Source organism: Pontibacter virosus (assembly GCF_003096355.1).
In the GTDB taxonomy this organism is placed as follows: domain Bacteria; phylum Bacteroidota; class Bacteroidia; order Cytophagales; family Hymenobacteraceae; genus Pontibacter; species Pontibacter virosus.
Genome location: NZ_QEKI01000012.1, coordinates 118691 through 139376, shown reverse-complemented (window position 1 = coordinate 139376; position 20686 = coordinate 118691). Strand labels below are relative to the sequence as shown.

Genomic DNA, 20686 nt, shown 5'->3' with positions numbered 1-20686 from the left:
GGTTAAACTACTTGGGTAAGTCATAAGTCTGCTAACTTTTCTTACTCAAACAACCGGCACCTGCTTTTTTATTCATTCAAATCAAAACAGCCTCTTAGGGTTAGAAAAAAAATTTTTTGTTGATCAACAAACTCAATGTCACTTAATAATAGCTAATATAGAAGGAAATAATATATAGAAAAGTAACTATTAAAAAAGCAATTTTAAATTTAATTATTTAAGTAATATTTAAAATTTTTATAGATACAAATAGGATTTTGAGCTTTCTGCTTTGATTTTTTATTCTTGATTTAATGTTATGTAACAATAAAGGCAATAAATTTTTCAATAAAGGTAAAACTAATTTTTTAGTTTTACCTTTATTGAAAAATAATGTATAACGCTTAATGTGCTACAATAAACTGATTTATCCGCTCTGAGATAGCTGAAATACATTATCAACTATCATTAAAGAATTAAATAAATATTGCGCTGTTGTAGGGATGAAGTTTCTAACACCTTTCAGAACTGTTATACTTTTTGTAGCTGTGAGTCTGCTAGGGCTTGCGCTGGTGCCGAGGCTGTCCATAGACCTTAACCCCACACACAGCCTGCCGAGCTTAACGGTGCGCTATGCCTATCCCGATGCGCCGCCCGCCGTGGTGGAAGAGGCCGTTACATCGGTACTGGAGAATGCTTTTTCGCAGTTGCAGGGGCTAAAGGAGATAGAGTCCATTTCAAATTACAATCAGGGGCATATTACGCTTAGCTTCGGCAGGCACGAAGACATGGACCTGAAACGGTTTGAATTGGCGGCGCTGTTGCGGCAGGTATACCTCACATTGCCCGCCACTGTCAACTATCCTGCTATTAGTCCAGGGCAGGTGAGCTCTGTAAAAGCCATGCCGCTGCTTATCTATAATGTAAATGCTCCGTTGGCTGCCAGTCATATTCAAAAAGTTGCAGCAGAAGTGCTACAACCAAGGTTATCGCAATTACAAGGCGTGGAGCAGGTCACGGTGACAGGAGCAGAGCCGCTGCAGCTGAGTATAATCTTTAACCAGGAGCGCCTGATCCGATATGGTCTGAAGCGCGAAGAGATATTGGAGCGGGTAGGGCAGGAGTCGCAGGCCGTATACCTGGGGTCTGTGACTGACGCAAAGGGGCAGCGACTATCTGTGATGGCCAGCAATGCATTAGAGAGCATCACACAACTAAAGGAACTGCCTGTTGCTTATACAGCCAATGGTGCTGCCGTGCTGCTGCGTGATGTAGCTACCGTAGGTATAGAGGAGCAGGAGCCGCAGCGTTATTTCAGAGTGAATGGCCTGAATACGGTTGCTGTAACAGTGTATGCACAGCCTGGGCAGAACAATATGCAGCTGGCAAATGATGTGGAGAAAGAGATGACGGCGCTGCGACAGCTGCTGCCAGCGGCCTTTACCGTGCAACAACAATACGACGATACCGCTTTCCTGCGGCAGGAACTGCACAAGGTATACGTGCGCACAGGGCTCTCGCTGTTGGTGCTGGTACTGTTCGTTTTTCTGCTTCACCGCGATTGGCGCTACCTGTCGGTACTCTTCTCGGGGCTGGTCGTAAATCTCTGCCTGGGCGCATTGTGCGCCTGGAGTCTTGGCATCGGTATTCACCTGTATACCCTGGCTGGCGTTACGGTGTCATTTGGACTCGTGGTAGACTCTGCCATTATCATGCTGGACCACCTGCACCGCCGCGGCAACCGTAAAATATTTGCTGCCCTGGTGGGGGCCACGCTCACCAGCCTATGTGCTTTGTTGGTAGTATATGTACTGCCAGAGGAGCAACAACTTAACCTGAGGGAGTTTGCCCAGATTATGATGGCCATGCTGGCGGTGTCGTTAGTGGTGGCATGGTTCTATACACCCGCAGCTTACAAGCTTTTAAGCCCAAAGCAACAGTCAAAACAAAAAGGCCGACAACAGTACCGAAGACTCAGAAATCAAGTATGGCTGTGGCAATATTATGGTTCCTTTATTCAGTTTCTGGCGCGTTACCGCATTGCTTTTACAACCACAGTAGTTTTGTTTTTTGGCCTCCCTGTTTTTATGCTGCCTGCTTCTGTGGAGGGGTGGGGTTGGTATAACAGCACCATTGGCAGTGAGCTATATCAGCAACAGGTTAAACATTATGCTGATGTGGCCTTGGGCGGTGCGCTTCGTCCTTTTGTGCAGGAGGTATACGACAAGGCTAGTTTCCGCACGCCTGAGAAAACGGTACTGCACCTGCATGCCACCATGCCCCACGGTGCCACACTTACCCAGATGAACGAAGCTGTGCGAACAGTGGAGCAATATCTGGCTTCGGTAGCAGGGTTGGAGCAATACGTAACGCAGGTGCAGAGCGGACAAAGCGCCACCCTACAAATAACTTTTGACCCTATTTCTGAACGGGCAGGTCTGCCATACACCCTGCGAAGCCAGCTTATTGCACAGTTCATGAACTGGGGCGGCGCTAACTGGCAAATTTACGGTGTGGGAAGAGGCTTTTCGAGCGGGGCAGGTGGCAGTAGTACGCCTGCGTTACTGGCCGAACTGCGTGGCTATAACTACAGTGAGTTAGAGCGGCAGGCTGAACAACTGGCCGCCAAGCTGGCTGAGAATACACGTGTGCGGGATATAAATACTAATGCTGTTGCTTTGTGGGGAGAGCAGGCTACAGAAGAATATGTATTTCAGTTTGATAATGCGCAGCTAAACCTGGCAAAGCTAAACTCGAGTGAGGTGACGGAGGCATTGAGAGCGCACGCAAAACCAATGGCCCCTGCCATGTACCTGCTTTACCAGAACGAGCTGATGCCCGTGTCTCTGCGGGAGCAGGATGCGGAGCAGTTATCGGTGTACCAATTACTCCATGGTAGTTTCAGGCGGGAGGATGGTAAGCCTGGCATGCAGATCGGCACGCTTGGTAAGCTGTCATTCGAAAAAAGCGCCAATGCCATTCATAAAAAGGATCGGCAGTATATCCGTAACCTCAGCTTTACTTACTTTGGTAACTACAAGTATGGCGCGCAGTTTCTGGATGAAGTACTGGCACAGGCAAGGCAGGAAATGAAGCCTGGATACACAGCCGAAGCCACATCGCTTTTTAAGAATGTAAACAAAGAAGCAGGGAAGCAGTACGGCGCGCTGGCGGTAATGGTGCTCGGAATCTTTTTTGTATGCGCCATCCTGTTTGAGAGTTTGCGGCAGCCTTTTTTTATTATGCTTACTGTACCTGTTTCATTTATAGGGCTGTTCCTTGTCTTTAGTCTTTTTAATTTCTCTTTCGACCAAGGTGGCTATGCAGCCTTTATACTGCTGGGTGGAGTAGGCGTAAATGCTGCAATTTTCATTATCAACGATCTGAATAATCTTAAAAGCACCCGAAGCAGTAGTCGGGCTGTCCTTAAAGCTGTTACACATAAGGCCTTGCCTGTCTGCCTTACGGTTACCTCAACGGTACTTGGGCTAGTGCCTTTTCTTATAGATGGGCAGCAGGAAGTGTTCTGGTTTTCCTTTGCCGTAGGGGCGATAGGTGGTTTTCTCTTTTCGCTTATAGCTGTGTTTGTGTGTTTGCCCGTGTGGTTAATGCCCCCGGAAAAGCAAGTAAATTTTGCGTAGCTTATTAGCTACTTTGTGAAGATATACTCCAACCGTGACTTATACCTGAGCGTGTAGTAAGTCGCTGCTTATAAACTGAAAATTCTTCTCTATAATGGGAAGAGTTGGGAGGACCCGGTAACTGCGAAAATCCTGTAAATCCTAAAATCTTGTAAATCCTGATTCAGACATATTCACAACAGCGGCCAGAGTCCGCATGATAACCCTCGCTCGCCTCTGGCGAGCGAGGGTTATCATGTAAGCGCAATACCTTACTTTCAAGCCTCCCTGCAAATTCCTATCTTTGCATAAGCCCCGCCGAAATGGCAGCAAAAACTTTTTGGCAGGGGAATTGTATCTGAACAGGTACTGTTTTTGTTAACTAATAGACGGCCGCTTTGTGCTGGCTATACCTTAACCGACTATCATGATCAAATTCATATTCATAACCCTACTCGTTATCTTTTTTATCCGGCTGGTGGCTCCTTTCCTGTTCCGCTGGTTACTGGCCTTTTTCGTGAAGAAGAGCCTACGCAACGGCACTTTTTTCTATAGCAATATGAACCAACCGCAGCCTGAGCCGCGCGCCAGCAACAACGGCCGTCAGCAAGGAGGCGTCAAGATCGACTACATACCGGAGCAGCCCGACCGTAAGGATTTCAATGGAGGGCAATATGTCGATTATGAAGAAATAAAATAAAAGTCCTATCTTTCAGCTCTATTCTGAGGTTTCCTGAAAGATATGACAGCTTCTATTGACTTTAAGCGCGATGTGCTTCCGCACCTCATCGCGGTTCTGATTTTCCTTCTTCTTACCGCCGTATACTTCGCTCCTGTCCTGTTTGAGGGCAAGGCGATGGCCCAGCACGACATCCTGCAGTTTAAGGGCGGCGCCAAAGAGATACAAGACTACCGCGAGGCTACTGGCGAAGAAACCCTCTGGACAAACTCCATGTTCAGCGGCATGCCTTCCTACCTGATCAACACCCGCTACTCAGGCGACCTTTCGGGCTACATCCATAGCATCCTGACCTTCAACATGCCGGCCATGGCGGGCAATATCTTCATTACGCTGCTCTGTGCCTACATTCTACTGGTCACCTTGCGGCTCAATACCTGGGTGTCGATCATCGGCGCCATCGCCATTGCCTTCACATCCTACAACTTCATTATTCTGGAGGCGGGTCACAATACCAAGTCTCTTACCATTGCCTACATTCCGCTGGTGCTGGCCGGTATGTTCTATGCCCTCCGGCGAAACGTCTGGATAGGGGCTGCCATTTTTACGCTGGGGCTCACCCTCAACCTGCATTTCAACCACCTCCAGATGACCTACTACATGCTCCTGATGGTGCTGGTATGGATGGTGGTGGAGTTGATCTATGCCGTGAGAGAGGGCAGAATAGCTGACCTGATTAAGCGTGGCTTGATACTAGCAGTGGCGGCTGTGTTGGCTGTGGGCGTTAACTTCGGCAGACTCTATACTGTGGCCGAGTACAGCCAGCACAGTATCCGTGGCAAGTCGGAGCTGAGCGTGGCCAACAGCGGCGATAAAACTTCCAGTGGCCTCGACCGCGATTATGCCTTTAGCTGGAGCTATGGCGTAGGCGAAACCATCACGCTGCTTATACCTGATTTTTATGGAGGAAGCAGCAACAACACCCGGCTTGACAAAGACTCGGAAAGCTACCAGGCGCTGCTGGGTCTGGGAATGCCGCCGGTGCAGGCAGAGCAGGCGCTCGAGCAGGGCTTGCCAACCTACTGGGGACCACAGCCGATGACGAGCGGTCCTGTATACGTGGGCGCGATCATCGTTTTCCTGTTCGTGCTGGGACTTTTTATCGTGCACAAACCTACCCGCATTTGGCTGCTGGGCGCCACCATCCTATCGATTGTGCTGGCCTGGGGTAAGAACTTTGAGGTCTTCAACTACTTCATGTTCGACTACTTCCCTGGCTACAACAAGTTCAGGGCGGTATCGTCTGCCTTGATCATTGCGCAAATCACGATGCCACTGCTAGGTATACTGGCGCTCTACAAGCTTATCCGTGATCGTGGTCAGATCAAAGACCTAGACAATAAACTGCTGATTTCAGGAGGTATCACAGCCGGTGTCTGTCTGCTGGTATGGGTGTTTGCCGGTTCAGCCAGTTTTATCGGCACTGTGGATCCGCAGCTGCAGCAGTCTTATTTCCCGGTTGACGCTATCCGGGCTGACCGCGAAAGCATGATGCGCTCGGATGCCCTGCGTTCCTTTGTCTTCATAGCCTTGTCGGTTGGTCTGCTATACTTTTATTTGAAAGGTAAACTGTCAGCCACCATGGCCATGGCAGGTATAGGTCTGCTGATACTGGTGGACCTGTGGAGCGTGAACAAGCGTTACCTCAACGATGGCGATTTTCAGAAGCGTATCGTAGAGAACCATTTCCAGCCGACCAAAGCCGACCAGATGATCCTGCAGGACAAAGACCTGCACTACCGTGTGCTATACCTGCCGAATCCGTTTAACGATGCCCGTACTTCTTATTTCCATAAGTCAGTGGGTGGCTACCATGGCGCCAAGCTGCGCCGCTACCAGGACGTAATTGACCGTCACATTGTGCAGAACAACCTGGAGGTACTGCGCATGCTCAATACCCGTTACGTGATCACGGGCGATCCACAGCAGCCGGTGCAGCGTGTGCCAGGTGCCCTGGGCAATGCCTGGTTTGTGAGCGAAGTAAAAACGGTAAACAGCCCGGATGAAGAGATCGAAGCGCTGAACGGGCTGGATGCCAGCACTACGGCAGTAGTGGACGTGTCGAAGTTTAAGACAGCTGCTACAAATTATAATGCCGAGGGTTCTACCATCGAGCTGACCGAGTACCAGCCAAATGCCTTAACCTACACCGTAAATGCAGCGCAAGCCGGTCTGGCAGTGTTCTCCGAGGTATATTATGAAGATGGCTGGCAGGCTTACCTGAACGGACAGCCTGTGGACCATATCCGGGTGAACTACATTCTGCGTGCCATGGAAGTGCCGGCTGGTCAGCATACTATCGAATTTAAGTTCGAGCCGAGCTCTTATACCTTGGGCAATACCATCTCATTGATCTCATCCATTTTGCTGCTCGTAGTCATCGGTGGTGCTATCTTTTATGGGATGCGCCGCAAGCCTGTAGAAGTAGATAAAGAAGTGATCGTATAAATTGAGGCCCCGGTTGAACAGATCGGGGCCTTTGTTTTAAAGCACATGGAAGCACCGCTGCAACAGCTACACAGCAAGGTATGGGAGGCGCAAGGTATAGCGCTTTGGGTCAAGCGCGAGGATTTGCTTCACCCGACCATTTCGGGCAATAAGTGGCGCAAACTCAAGTATAACCTGCAGGAGGCCAAGCGGCTTCAGCACGACACACTGCTGACTTTTGGCGGGGCCTACTCCAACCACATCGCGGCAGTAGCAGCGGCGGGGCAGGAGTTCGATTTCAAAACCATCGGCATCATCCGGGGAGAGAAGCACCTGCCGCTCAACCCGACACTCAGCTTCGCCGCATCGGCAGGTATGGAACTGTACTATATCTCCCGCGAGGCTTACCGGCAGAAGTCCGATCCGGTATACCTAACTCAACTGGCCGGGCAGTTCGGAGATCCTTACATCATACCTGAAGGCGGTACTAATGCCCTAGCCGTAAAAGGCTGCACTGAAATTGTGTCAGACATCCCGATCGACTATGACTACATCTGTTGTGCAAGCGGCACGGGCGGTACTCTGGCAGGTATTATTGCCGGACTTGGAGGAGAAAAACAAGTGCTTGGCTTTCCGGCTTTGAAGGGAGGAGAATTCCTTCGTGAGGAGATTGAACAACTGGTCGATAGGTATAACGGCCAGCACTACCACAACTGGCAGCTGATCACTGATTACCACTTCGGCGGCTACGCCAAGGTAAAACTGGAATTGCTGGACTTTATACGCAGCTTTCAGCAGGAGCATAGCTTGCCGTTGGAGCCGGTCTATACCGGCAAAATGTTCTACGGCCTGGTTGATCTGATCCAAAAAGGCTACTTCCCGCGAGGCAGTCGTATAGTGGCAGTGCATACCGGCGGGCTGCAGGGCAATGCTGGTTTTGAGGAAAGGCTAGGTATAGCGCTGTAGCTGATTTGAACTTTAGCACCAAAATTGCTGTGTAGACCGTAGTTAACACAATCGACATAAACCTGCTCATGCCCCTCATCCGACTTTTGTTCCGCCTGCTGCCCTTCATCCTGTTGCTGCTGGTAGGCTGGTATGTCTGGCGACAAGTGAAAGACACCTTCGGCCCCGACGAGAAACAACCTGAAGTCATCGTGAATTACAACACCATCCTGACCACTGTGGAAGAGCTCGGAAAGATGGAGCTGGTGCGCTATAATTTCAAAGATGTAGTGGAATACGAGAAGAACGTGTCGCGCTGGGTGCCAAATTCTAAAGTAGTATTGATCGTGACGGGAGAAGCTGTGGGCTGTATTGATTTTACGAAGCTGACCGAGCAAGACATTCTTTTTCAGGGCGACTCGCTGGTGCAGATCAGTCTGCCGGAGCCAGAGCTCTGCTACTACAAGATAGACCACAGCAAGTCCAAAGTCTTCTCAAAGGAGAACACCTACTTCCAGGATGCCGACCTGGTGCAGGAAAGCTACCGCTACGCCGAGTCCAACGTGAAAGAAGCGGCCATCAACGCCGGCATCCTGCGCCAGACGCAGGTAAACGCCGAGAAGGTACTCAAGCCTATTTTAGAGGAAGTGACTGGTCGAAAAGTGGTGCTGGTGCCACAGCGGCGTATCCAGAATCCGGAAATGCCGAAGAGGAGGTGATGATTGGATTGTTAAATTGTTGATGGTTAAATTGTTGGGTGCACGATTAACCCACCGCTCTCGAGAGGGGGATTCCCGCAATTCCTATATAATACAGGTATAAGCCTTTTAGTTATTTTTTACTCTACCAGCTCTAACCACTCCTGTCCCTATGACGCCAAATAGACATTTTTCTGTCATTTCGACCTGGGGGTAGGGGCCCTCTTTTGGGAGAAATCAGGAATGTAGTTAAGGTACTGAAATATTCCAGCTCTCTCAATTTTTTTGAGATGACAGTTTCGGCTCACTATTTCTGAAGTTGACAGCATTCCTTTCTGCCACTAGGCGAAATCTTTCGTGCACGATTCGGACAGGTCGCGACCTGTCCCTACAGTTTATACCTTTCTAAATTCCTCAACTCTCCAGCTTCTTTATCGCATCCTGCACCAAATCACTTTCATAGCCTTTGCTGACCAGGTAATAAGTTAGCTTCTGGCGGCGGGCAAAGGGGTTCTTTTCTTTTTCGGAGGCGTTTTTTTTCTCCAGGAGTTGCTGCAGGTTCTGATCGTATACCTCAAAGTCAATCTCTTTCAAGCCCTGCTTAATGCAGTAGTCCGAGATGCCTTTGGCTTTGAGGCCCTGCACGATCTTGCGGCGACCCCATTTCTTGAGGCCATACTTGCCGCGCACATAAGCCTGGGCGTAGCGTTCCTCATCCAGCATTTTCTCCTGCCCGAGGCGCACAATAATTTCCTCTACATCATCAGGTTCAAGTCCGTAGGTATAGAGTTTGGTGCGCACCTCCTGCTGGGTTCGCTCCTGGTAGGCACAGTAAGCTGCCGCCTTGATCAGGGCTTCTTTGGGGGTATAGGTTTTCTGTTTTTTCTGTCGTTCCAAATCGTTCGTGTTGCTCCTGTTTAAAACAAGTTTGGGCCTGCAAGAGTTGCGCTATTTTAAGTAAAAACAAGTTAGCAATACCGCAATTAAATCAACAATTAAATTGAATTACCCGCACCTTTGTGGTTGCAATAGTAATTTCGAATATGTTTTCAAAAGGAGTCAGGTACATGCTGCTGTCCACCCTGTTCTTTTCGCTCATGAATGTGTGCGTAAAGATGGTGCCGCATATACCTGCTATTGAGGTGATTTTGTTCCGCTCGGTGGTGTCGCTGGTGATGAGCTATGTGGTGTTGCGCAGTAAGCGGGTGAGGGTATGGGGGAGTAACTACGGCCTCCTGATCGCCCGCGGGGCGGCTGGGGCCGTGGCGCTGATGCTGTTCTTTAATACGCTGCAGAATATACCGCTCGCCACTGCGGCTACCCTGCAATACCTGTCGCCCATTTTCACCACGATCATGGGCATCTTCATCGTGAAAGAGAAAGTGAAGCCCTGGCAGTGGGTGTTTTTTGCTGTTTCGTTTGCAGGTATTCTGGTTATCGAGGGCTTTGATACCAGTGCCGACTCTTTTTATGTGTGGCTGGGGGTACTGAGTGCGGTTTTCTCAGGGTTAGCTTATAACTTCATTCGTCGCCTCAATGTGCGGGAGCATCCACTGGTGATCGTGTTTTATTTCCCGCTGGTGGCGCTGCCTATATCAGGCATTTACTCCATTTTCAATTGGGTGCAGCCCGAAGGGTGGGACTGGGGTATACTGTTGCTGGTGGGTGTGCTCACACAGCTCGGGCAGTATTACATGACCATGTCGTATCAGGCCGAGGAAATCTCGAAAGTAGCGAACCTCAACTTCATCGGCATCATCTACGCGCTATCGCTGGGCTTTATCCTGTTCGACGAGCACTTTGAGCTGGCCACCTATGTAGGTATGGGACTTGTGCTGGTAGGGGTAGTGCTGAACGTGCGCTACAAAAACCGACTGTCTCAGCGCGAGATCGACGCCCACGAAACGAAGCTGCCTAAGGTTTAGCGCGCAGATGAAGCCGTCTTCATCTGCTAGCCATATTTTGACGCATGCACCGTGTTCAACTTCTGAGGTATAGGGATAAAAAAAGCGTATACCTGTGAAGAGTTTTCCAGACTTAAATTATGAAAAAGCTAAACATGAAGGGCACGTTTTGTCGTTAGTTCTTAAATTGTAAAGCTGAACATCCAACACAAGAGCCCCGTACATGCGCCCTGCTTTTCTACTCTTCCTGCTATACCTGCTGCCAGCTATCACCATGGCGGGTGTCCTGCGCGGGCGCATCACTGATGAGAACAACCAGGGCTTGCCCTTTGCCAGCATCTACATCAAAGAAACCGCCAGCGGCACTGCCTCAAACGATCAGGGCAATTTCCAACTGCAGCTACCCGCCGGTACTTATACCCTGGAGTTTAAGTATGTCGGGTACAGGGCCCGCATCGAAACGGTGACGATCGGCGATGGCGCGCAGGAACTGAACGTGCAGCTGCTGCCGGAAGTACTCAACCTGAAAGAGGTCGTGGTGAAGGCAGCCGACGAAGACCCGGCTTACGGCATTATGCGCAACGCCATCCGGCTGCGCAAGTACCACCGCGACGAAGTGAATGCCTGGAGCGCCCGGGTGTACATGAAAGGCGTGGCCCGCATGGATAAAGTGCCCGGCAAGGTGCTGGGGGTGCGGGTGGTGGATGTGGACACGGGCATCGTATACCTGTCGGAGTCGGTGTCGGAGCTGCATTTCAAGAAACCGAACAAAGTAAACGAGCGCGTCATCTCATCTAAAGTGAGCGGCAAGAAACAGGGCTTCAGCTTTAACCAAGCCTCAGAGATGAACATCAGCTTCTATGATAATCTGCTGAAGGTGGAGGGGCTAAGCGAACGGGGCTTTGTGTCGCCACTGGCCAATAACGCGCTCTTCTTTTACCGCTTTGAGTACCAGGGCGCTTTCGAGGAAAACGGGCGCACGATCAACAAGATCAAAGTCATACCCAGGCGCAAGAACGACCCGGTGTTTCAAGGGAACATCTACATCGTGGACGGCTCCTGGCGCATCCACAGCACGGATCTCACCCTCACTAAAAACGCGGGTATCGATTTCGTCGATTTTATAAGAGTGCGGCAGGTATACGCCCCGGTGCAAGACCATGTCTGGATGCCGGTGTCGCAGCGCTTTACTTTTGAGGCATCGGGGCTTGGCTTTAAAGGAGGCGGTTATGCCACAGGCGTGTACTCCAGGTATAAGGTGCAGCCCGCCTACAGCCGTCCGCCAACGGTGGTGGAGCCGGAGTCGGAAGTGGTGGAAGATGCCTTGGCGGTGGAAGTGAAGCCCGCCCGTCGGCAGCGGGCGCGGGTGATCGAACCTATATCGGCAACACCCGAGGAGCAACCTGCCATACACGACGAAAAGCTGTTCAGCCGTGAGGTGCTGGTTGTGGAGAAAGAAGCCAATACCCGCGACTCGGCCTACTGGGCTGAGATCCGGCCGGTGCCGCTCACCGAGGAGGAGCAAACCGACTACCAGCGCAAAGACAGCCTGGAGGAAATTCGCGAGTCCAGGGTATACAAAGACTCGGTGGACCGCATCCGTAACAAACCTACTTTCGGGAGCTTTTTTACGCGCGGCTATACGTACAACAACACTTACGAGCGGCGCTTTTTCCGGATCGACCCGCTGCTGAGCCTGACGGGCGGACCGAGCGTGCTGCAGTACAACACCGTGGAGGGCACCGTGCTAAACGTGGGCATGGAGTACCGGCAAAATTTTGAGGACCGTCGCTTTTACGAAATAGAACCGACCATTCGCTATGGACTCGCCAACGAGAAACTTAACGCCAAACTGCGCGTGGGCTATACCTACGACCCCATCAAGCGGAGCATGATTTCGGTGGAAGGGGGCCGCTTTGTGGACCAGATCAACTCCACCAACCCGATCTCACCGTTTGCCAACACGGTCTATACCTTGCTGCTGCAGCGCAACTACCTCAAGCTTTACCAGCGCGACTACGCCCGGGTGAACTACCGCTCTGAGATACTAAATGGCGTTACCATCCTTACCTCGCTTGATTACAGTCACCGCATGCAGCTGGAGAATTCCACCGACTATACCTTCCGGGAAAGCAGCAGCGGCGGCTTCACCTCCAATGTGCCCGAGAACGCCGAGCTGGCCGATGCCTCTTTCAATCCGCACCAGGCCTTGACGGCGGCCTTTACTGTCGCTTTCCGGCCGGGCATGAACTACATCTCCCGACCCGACCGCAAAATCAACATCGGGTCGCGCTGGCCTACCTTCTCGCTGGGCTACCGGGGCGGCATCAAGGCCCTAGGCGGCGATGTGAGGTATACTACCCTGGCGCTTCGTATTTCCGACGACTTTAGCCTGGGCCTGCTGGGCAGCAGCGAGTTTAGCTTTACCGGTGGCACCTTTTGGGGCAAGGAGAACATGCAGCTGATGGACTACCGTCACTTCAATGGCAACCGAACGGTGTTTGCGGGCGTGTATACCGGCTTCCAGCTGCTCGACTACTACAGGTATAGCACCAGCAGCCGCTACCTGGAAGGGCACTACGAGCATCACTTCAACGGCTTTCTCTTCAACAAAATCCCGCTCTTCCGCAAGCTCAAGTGGCAGGAGGTGGTGAGTTTGCATTACCTAAACACGCGCGAGTCGGAGAACTATCTGGAACTTGGCCTGGGTATAGAGCACATCTTCAAAGTGCTGCGCGTCGATTTCTTCACCTCGTTTCAGGAGCGGCAGAAAGTGCACACCGGGCTACGGTTCGGGTTTGGATTTTAAGGTATAGTGCCGGGTGGGTGCTGTTTTATAACCAAATACACAGGATGGCCGTTAAAAAAGCACAGTTCATAACCATTTATACACGACCATGAAGAAGCTAAAAGATATACTAATAACAGGATTGGCGCTGGCGCTGGTAGCGGTATTGGGTACCAGCTGCGGCGAGCGACCACAGTCTGACCCGGTAGATGATACCAGTACCGCCGAAGCTATCACAAACAAGAGCGAGTCCGCACAAAACCTGACCAAGCCGCGCCCAGCCCCCATTGGAGACACAGCTGAAACAGGCGAGCAGGCCGACCGCTTTGGCAACCTGCCTTCTAACGTAGATACAGTAGCCCGCCAGCGGGTAGAATTGGAAAAGCAACAGCAACAACAAAAGAACCCCAATCAGCAGCCCTAACAGCGCAACCTAATTGAACCTGGCTGCGGATAAAAGCAGGCAAGGACAGTAACAGGCAAATCAAACAAGAGGCCATACCTGAAAGCGATCAGGTATGGCCTCTTGTTTATGGCTTGCAGCTACTTTACCACTGCCGTAGTGCCCACGGGCGGAATCACCAGGCCGGCGCCCGTTTTCTTGCGGCCTTTGAGGTTGATGTTGTAGATGATCACCGAGATAAAGATCAGCACATAGGCCGCCACCTTTACCGCCGTGGTTTCTTCGTTGAAGTACAGGAACGCCACCACAAAGTTGAGAATCGGGTTTATGTACATCAGGATGCCGATGGTGCCGGAAGTGAGCTCTTTTAGTGCATAGAGGTTCAGGAACAGCGGCAGCACCGTAAAAACAGCGCTCAGTATACCTGTCATTAAAAAGAAGTGTCCGTCCAGCACCACCTCAGAGCTGCCTTTGAACTGCTCGTAAAAGGGTGCGATGAAAACAAAAGAGAGCACTAGCTGAAGTGTGAGTAGCACGATCTTGTCGTATACCTTGAGGAGGCGCTGCGTGATCAGGTAAAAGGCGTAACTCAGCGCAATCAGCAGACTGAACAACAGGCTCGTCAGTTCGCCCGTCCCGATCAGCACGCAGCTCAGCGCACTCAGCCCGATGGCCACCCACTGGTTTGGCCGCAGTTCTTCTTTGAGCAAGGTAAAGCCCAGCACCGCCGTCAGGATCGGGCAGAGCAGGTACGAGAAAGAGCCGGTCTGGATGTTGATGTGGTTGATCACATAAATGAAAGTCAGCCAGTTAATGGTCAGCAGCGAGCCGCCTAGAAAGGTATAGAGGAGGAACTTACGGGCCTCACGCGGCTTGGAGGCCTTTACCTGCATTATCGTCTGCATCAGGTTCTTCCGCCGGAACAGTACTGTAATAAGCAACAGGAGGATGACAGACAAAGCCACCCGAAAAAAAAGTATCTGCCCGCTTGGGTAGTCGGCCAAGGCCTTGAGCGGGAAGGGGATGAAGCCCCAGATTACGAAGGCCGCTATACCTGCCGCGTAATATGGTTTGGTATTCGTCGTTTCCATTTTAAACTAAAAAGAGCGCAAAGGTATTGTTTTGATTTTGAAAATGCTGCTATATAGTGCTCAGTATATGAGTTTCAACATCTATTGCCGGCTTGTTTAATTCTTTGCAGCGCACCACAACCCTTCGCATGAAACATTATCTTTGAGCTTTAAATTAATTTGTATGCTCACCTTTTCCCAGCTTCAAGCCATTACAGGCGGCACCGTAGTACAGCAGGGGCAGGACACTTCCGTGGTGCACCTGCTTACCGATAGCCGCAAGCTCTCGCAGCCTGCGGGCACGCTGTTTTTTGCCATCAAGGGGCGCCACAATGACGGGCACGTATACCTGGGGCAACTCTACAGGCTGGGTGTGCGGCAGTTTGTGGTGGAAGAGGCGGCAGGATTGGCACCGCTATACCCGGAGGCTAACATCCTGCAGGTGCACAGCAGCCTGGAGGCTTTGCAGGTGGCGGCGGCGTGGCATCGGGCACAGTGCCGTATACCTGTGTTGGGCATCACGGGCAGCAACGGCAAGACCATCGTGAAGGAGTGGCTGGCGCAACTATTGAGTCCGGAGGAACTGGTTGTGAAGAGCCCGCGCAGCTACAATTCCCAGATCGGGGTGCCGCTCTCGGTGTGGCAGCTGGATCAGAACCATACCTTCGGACTGTTCGAGGCAGGTGTATCGCAACCCGGCGAGATGCAGAAGCTGCAGCATATCATACAGCCAACCCTCGGGCTGTTCACCAACATTGGCAGCGCCCACGACGAGGGCTTTACCGACCATCGGCAGAAAGTAGCGGAGAAAATGCAGCTGTTCAGTAAGGTCGGGCTACTCTTCTATTGCCTGGACCATGAGCTGATACACGAAGCAGTGCAGCGCCAGGGTATACTTTCCTTTACCTGGTCGCGCAGGCAGCAGGCAGACGTGGAGATTCGCAATAGCAGCATCTCCGGTCACAAGACCATTGTGGGCTATACCTTCCGGGGTGAGCAGCACAGCCTGGCCATCCCTTTCACAGACGATGCTTCGGTGGAAAATGCCCTGCACTGCCTGGCGGTGCTGCTGCAACGCGGAACCGACCTGACAGCCATTCAGGATCGCCTGGACCGGCTGCAGCCCGTGGCCATGCGCCTCGAAATGAAAGAAGCCATCAACGGCTGTTACCTGATCGACGACACCTACAACAACGACCTCGCGGGCCTTTCCATCGCTCTTGATCTTTTGGCCAGTCAGCCGAAGCGGGGAAGGCGTACGCTTATACTTTCTGATCTGCTGGAGTCGGGTATGGCGGAGGAGAAACTCTATAGCGAAGTAGCTGCCCTGACCAAAGCCCATCAGGTGGAGCGCCTGGTCGGGATAGGGCCGACCATACAGGCGCATGGCGCTAAGTTTAGCTGCGAAACAACCTTTTTTGCCAGCACTGCCGAGTTCCTGCAGCAGTTCAGTTCTGAACAGTTCCGTAACGAGCTGGTGCTGGTGAAGGGCGCGCGCGTGTTCGGTTTCGAAAAGATCGTGCAGGCTTTTCAGCAGAAGGTGCACGGCACGGTGCTGGAGGTGAACCTGGATGCGCTGGTGCACAACCTCAATTATTACCGCTCTAAATTGGCATCGGGTACCAAGCTGATGGTGATGGTAAAAGCCTTCGCCTACGGCAGCGGCAGCTTCGAGGTAGCGAACCTCTTGCAGTTCCATCGGGTAGACTACCTGGCAGTGGCTTACGTGGACGAAGGCGTGAGCCTGCGCGAGCACGGCATCACGCTCCCGATTATGGTCATGAACCCGTCGCCGGACAGCTTGGCCAAACTGCATCAGTACAGCCTCGAGCCTGAGATTTACTCGTTGGAACTACTCCGCGATTTTCTGGCAACTGCCCAGCCTGATATCAGCTACAAGATTCACCTGAAGCTCGATACCGGCATGCACCGTCTTGGCTTTACAGAAGAAGACTTCGACGAGCTTTTCTCCTTATTAAGGGAGCATCCGCAGGTGCGGGTGGTGAGCGCTTTCAGTCACCTGGCCGGGGCCGACGAAGCCCTACACGACGATTTTTCGCGGATGCAGCTGCAAAACTTCACCGCTTTGGCTGCGGAAGCAGAAGAACGCCTCGGCTATACCTTGCTCAAGCATATTCTCAATTCGGCGGGCATCGTGCGCTTCCCGGAGCACCAGCTGGACATGGTGCGGCTAGGTATAGGCTTGTACGGAGTGGAGTCTACGGGCTCGGAGCAGGAGGCGTTGCAACCTGTGAGTACGCTCAAAACGACCATCTCCCAAATCAAGCACATCCGCCAAGGCGAAACCGTGGGCTACAGCCGCAAAGGTATAGCCGACACCGACAAGACCATCGCCACCATCGCCATCGGTTACGCTGACGGCTATGACCGTCGCTTCAGTAACGGAGCCGGGCAAGTGATCATTGCAGGACAGCGTGCCCCGATCATCGGCAACGTGTGCATGGACATGTGCATGGTTGATGTTACCGGTATACCTGCCAAGGTTCGCGACGAAGTGACGGTGTTTGGCCCGCAGCTTACACTCGTGGAGCTGGCGCAGCGCATTGGCACCATCCCCTACGAACTGCTCACCAACGTCAGCTCACGTGTCAAGCGTATCTTCTTTTCGGAGTAATTCGGTAAAGTGCTAATGTGGGAATGTGCTAACGGGTTAATTATGGAATGGGAGTATTTATGATAGATTGATGTATTGCAGGTTAAAAAGCCTGCTTTCGGTTGTAGCTGGTACGGCTATACCTGTCCTATACCCATGCCGTCAACTTAAGGAGTAGTAGACCTTAATTGTCATCTCGACAGAATGGAGAGATCTGGTTCATCTCTAGAATTTGGCAACATTTCAGATTTCTCACTAGTGCTCAAAATGACAACGGAATGCTTAAATAAACGTCATTGATGCCTGTTCTGAACCTATGCTATACCTGTAAGCACCTGCCATCCTATACCTGGCCCTGTGACCCGGTCAAGAACTCAGCCTCAACAAGCCCACGCCCGTCAGACCACAAATCAATTGCCCCTTAAAATTTGAGAGGTCCGGATCCTGAATTCGCCATCAGTGCATTACCCCGCCAGCACATTCATTTTCACATCTCTAAATTTTCTCATCCCCAAATCCTCCTATCTTCAAATCATAAGTCCTATTCTTTTGCAATACCGGGGAACAGCTTGTATCTTGCAGTTGTTTATAAACAGTCTAAATAAAAGAAGAGAAATCGTGCGTAACAGGATACAGGAATCACAAGAACAGAAAAGTGTGCGCGATCTGAAGATCGGAGAGAGCGGGGAGATTTCTAGCCTTAATGACCCGGAAATGGCACTCAAGCTGCTGGAGATGGGCTGTATACCTGGTGCGGAGGTGAAGCTGAACAGTAAAGCCCCCTTCGGAGACCCTGTCACCATCATCGTGAACGACTATACGCTCTCACTCCGTTTAGACGAAGCTGAAACCATTCTGCTGAAGTAGATTATTACCACATGGCTGTTACTATAGAGGCGGAAGCGCCGGAAGCCAAAAAAGTACCTGTCCATCACCCGGTGGCCAGAATTGCTTTAATTGGCAACCCGAACTCGGGTAAAACTTCACTTTTCAACCAACTCACAGGCCTTAACCAAAAGGTGGGCAACTTTCCGGGTGTTACCGTCGACAAGAAGACCGGTATCAGTCAGCTGACGCCGCAGCTCAAGGCACAGATCATTGACCTGCCTGGCAGCTACAGTCTATACCCCAAATCGCTCGACGAGCGGGTGATCATCGACCTGCTTTACGATCCGGCTTCTACTCAGCGCCCTGACCTGGTAATCGTAACGGCTGACGCTTCTAACCTGAAGCGGAACCTGCTGCTGTTCACACAGCTGGCGGACCTGCGCATACCTGCTGTCCTGGCTCTCAACATGATGGACGTGGCAGAAACCGAAGGTGTGAAGATCGACATCGAAGTGTTGCAGCGCGACCTGGGTGTACCGGTTATACCGATGAATGCTCGCAAAGGCATAGGTATAGCGGCGCTCAAAATCCTTGTTTCGCAGCAGCTGACAGCCACCGAGGTTTCATTCTTTGAGGTGCCGGCCAAGCTCAGGCCAATGGTAGACCAAATAAAAGAGCGGTTCAGGTTGAGCAACGATTACCTGGCCCTGCACTACGCACACCAGTACAAGCACCTGCGTTTCTTGTCGGAGGAGGACAAAGTATGGATGGCGCAGCTGCTGGAAGCACAGGAATTCAGGTCCACCATAGAGCAGGCCAACGAGACCATCGCCCGTTATGTGCGCATCAACGAGGTGCTGCTCGATGTGGTGCGGGTAGAAAAGGCGAAGGAAGAAGAGAAGTTCAGCAACAAGCTCGACCAGATTCTGACGCACCGGGTCTACGGCTACCTGATTTTTATGGCGCTGCTTTTCATGGTGTTCCAGGCGGTCTTTGCCTGGGCCAGCTACCCGATGGACCTGATCGACGAAGGTATAGCCGCACTGAATGGCCTTATTCAGGAGAACTTTAGCGGGCCGTTGATCAACCTGCTCACTGAAGGCGTGATCGCCGGTTTGGGCGGCGTGCTGATTTTTATACCGCAGATTGCCATACTCTTTGCCTTTATCGCCATTCTGGAAGAAACCGGCTACATGGCCCGAGTGACTTTCATGATGGACAAGATCATGCGTAAATTCGGTCTGAACGGAAAAAGTGTGGTGCCGCTTATTTCAGGTGTGGCCTGTGCGGTACCGGCTGTGATGTCGGCGCGCACGATCGAGAACTGGAAAGACCGCATGATTACCATTTTCGTGACGCCGCTCATGAGTTGCTCGGCCCGCATACCGGTGTATACGGTGCTGATTGCCCTGGTGGTGCCGGAAGTATACTACCTCGGCTTTATGAACCTGCAGGGCATTGTATTGATGGGCCTATACCTGTTGGGCTTCCTGTCGGCCATCTTCTCGGCACTACTGCTCAAAGTACTGTTGAAGGCCCGTGAGCGCAGCTACTTCATCATGGAGTTTCCAGTATACCGCATGCCGCGCTGGAAAAACGTGGGCCTAACCATTTTTGAGAAGTCCAAGACTTTCGTGCTGGAGGCCGGTAAGATCATTGTGGCGGTTTCCATTATCCTGTGGGTGCTGGCCTCCTACGGTCCCGGCGACAGCTTTGAACGTGCCGAGGAGCGCGCCGTAGCGGAGGCTGAAGTGAAAGGCCTGGGCGAAGAGCAAACCGATAACCTGATCGCCTCCTATCAACTGGAGTCGAGCTACGCGGGCAAATTCGGGCAGGCCATTGAGCCGGCCATCCGGCCACTGGGCTACGACTGGAAGATAGGTATAGCCCTGCTGACCTCCTTTGCTGCCCGCGAGGTGTTTGTAGGCACGATCTCTATGATCTACAGTATAGGCGAAGAAGAAAACGTGAGCACGATAAAAGACAAGCTGATGTCAGAGAAGGACGCTGATGGCAACCCGTTCTTCACGCCGGCCCGGGCTTTCTCGCTGTTGATCTTCTACGCCTTCGCTATGCAGTGCATCAGTACGCTGGCCATTGTGCGCCGCGAAACGAAGAGCTGGACTTGGCCACTGGCGCAACTGGTCTACATGACGGGGCTGGCGTATGTATCCGCTTTTGCCGTTTTCCAACTGATGAGTTAAGCCAAAGTTTAAGCATATCTGAAAAGCCCGCTCCCGACAGGAGCGGGCTTTTTGCATTTAGTACTGGAAGGCTGGGGTGCTGAGGCAGAATTTATTCTGAGGTTATACCTGAGGCTAAGAAAGCTAAAATCTTGATTTTGTTCAGCTTATGTTTTAAAAATTTAATTTTTCTGTTATAGTATTGAATAAATTTATCTTTTCTAATAGTTGCTCGTATAAAGAGGAGCTTTTACCGTTTTGTTCAAATTCCGCCTATATGAACCACCTAAAAGGCACTCGGAAAGTGGGCAGAATTTGTTCTTGAGGTCAAAAAACGCGCTAAATATTTGTGAAAGCCGAAAACATTCTTTAAAATTGAGCATCTCTCACCTTAAACAAATAAAACAATGAAAAGACCTCTACTACTCTCAGAGTTATTTTTACCCCACTGCCGCTTACCAATTTCAGCCAAACTAGCGGCCTCCTAA

13 protein-coding genes are annotated in these 20686 nt (G+C 51.5%); 11 read left to right on the top strand and 2 right to left on the bottom strand.

Annotated elements, in window-relative coordinates:
- The first annotated feature begins 482 nt into the window (after positions 1 to 482).
- The 5 genes from C8E01_RS16210 (at position 483) to C8E01_RS16190 (ending at position 8429) form a co-directional block, all read left to right on the top strand.
- A complete protein-coding gene (locus C8E01_RS16210) occupies positions 483 to 3620 on the top strand; it encodes an efflux RND transporter permease subunit (RefSeq protein WP_116544499.1) in 3138 nt (1045 codons plus the stop codon).
- A 406-nt stretch (positions 3621 to 4026) separates the two neighbouring features.
- Positions 4027 to 4299 (top strand): DUF4834 family protein, encoded by a 273-nt coding sequence (locus C8E01_RS16205; protein WP_116544498.1) that lies wholly within the window; start codon positions 4027 to 4029, stop codon positions 4297 to 4299.
- A gap of 42 nt (positions 4300 to 4341) precedes the next feature.
- The gene (locus C8E01_RS16200; protein WP_165820670.1) at positions 4342 to 6786 is read left to right on the top strand and encodes a YfhO family protein; all 2445 of its coding nucleotides are present in this window, start codon (positions 4342 to 4344) and stop codon (positions 6784 to 6786) included.
- Between the two features lie 45 nt (positions 6787 to 6831).
- The gene (locus tag C8E01_RS16195; RefSeq protein ID WP_116544497.1) at positions 6832 to 7731 is read left to right on the top strand and encodes a 1-aminocyclopropane-1-carboxylate deaminase/D-cysteine desulfhydrase; all 900 of its coding nucleotides are present in this window, start codon (positions 6832 to 6834) and stop codon (positions 7729 to 7731) included.
- Positions 7732 to 7799: 68 nt separating this feature from the next.
- Positions 7800 to 8429 (top strand): DUF4230 domain-containing protein, encoded by a 630-nt coding sequence (locus C8E01_RS16190; RefSeq protein WP_116544496.1) that lies wholly within the window; start codon positions 7800 to 7802, stop codon positions 8427 to 8429.
- A 393-nt stretch (positions 8430 to 8822) separates the two neighbouring features.
- Here the strand turns inward: C8E01_RS16190 and C8E01_RS16185 are convergent, their stop codons facing one another.
- The gene (locus C8E01_RS16185; RefSeq protein WP_116544495.1) at positions 8823 to 9305 is read right to left on the bottom strand and encodes a regulatory protein RecX; all 483 of its coding nucleotides are present in this window, start codon (positions 9303 to 9305) and stop codon (positions 8823 to 8825) included.
- A gap of 146 nt (positions 9306 to 9451) precedes the next feature.
- Between C8E01_RS16185 and C8E01_RS16180 the strand changes: the two genes are divergently transcribed.
- From C8E01_RS16180 to C8E01_RS16170, 3 genes are all read left to right on the top strand, one after another.
- Positions 9452 to 10333, top strand: coding sequence for a DMT family transporter (locus tag C8E01_RS16180; RefSeq protein ID WP_116544494.1), 882 nt, complete (start codon positions 9452 to 9454; stop codon positions 10331 to 10333).
- Positions 10334 to 10535: 202 nt separating this feature from the next.
- A complete protein-coding gene (locus C8E01_RS16175) occupies positions 10536 to 13121 on the top strand; it encodes a DUF5686 and carboxypeptidase regulatory-like domain-containing protein (RefSeq protein WP_165820669.1) in 2586 nt (861 codons plus the stop codon).
- A gap of 88 nt (positions 13122 to 13209) precedes the next feature.
- Positions 13210 to 13524 carry a hypothetical protein gene (locus C8E01_RS16170; RefSeq protein WP_116544493.1) on the top strand — a complete coding sequence of 105 codons (315 nt, stop codon included), beginning with the start codon at positions 13210 to 13212 and terminating at the stop codon, positions 13522 to 13524.
- 119 nt (positions 13525 to 13643) lie between these two features.
- On the opposite strand, the gene C8E01_RS16165 is transcribed toward C8E01_RS16170, so the two are convergent.
- A complete protein-coding gene (locus C8E01_RS16165) occupies positions 13644 to 14594 on the bottom strand; it encodes an EamA family transporter (RefSeq protein ID WP_116544492.1) in 951 nt (316 codons plus the stop codon).
- A gap of 163 nt (positions 14595 to 14757) precedes the next feature.
- Between C8E01_RS16165 and C8E01_RS16160 the strand changes: the two genes are divergently transcribed.
- From C8E01_RS16160 to feoB, 3 genes are all read left to right on the top strand, one after another.
- Positions 14758 to 17208, top strand: coding sequence for a bifunctional UDP-N-acetylmuramoyl-tripeptide:D-alanyl-D-alanine ligase/alanine racemase (locus C8E01_RS16160; protein WP_116544491.1), 2451 nt, complete (start codon positions 14758 to 14760; stop codon positions 17206 to 17208).
- Between the two features lie 597 nt (positions 17209 to 17805).
- Positions 17806 to 18054 (top strand): FeoA family protein, encoded by a 249-nt coding sequence (locus C8E01_RS16155; protein ID WP_116544512.1) that lies wholly within the window; start codon positions 17806 to 17808, stop codon positions 18052 to 18054.
- Between the two features lie 11 nt (positions 18055 to 18065).
- Positions 18066 to 20219, top strand: a complete 2154-nt coding sequence (feoB, locus tag C8E01_RS16150) for a ferrous iron transport protein B (protein WP_116544490.1) — start codon at positions 18066 to 18068, stop codon at positions 20217 to 20219.
- The last annotated feature ends 467 nt before the right edge of the window (positions 20220 to 20686 follow it).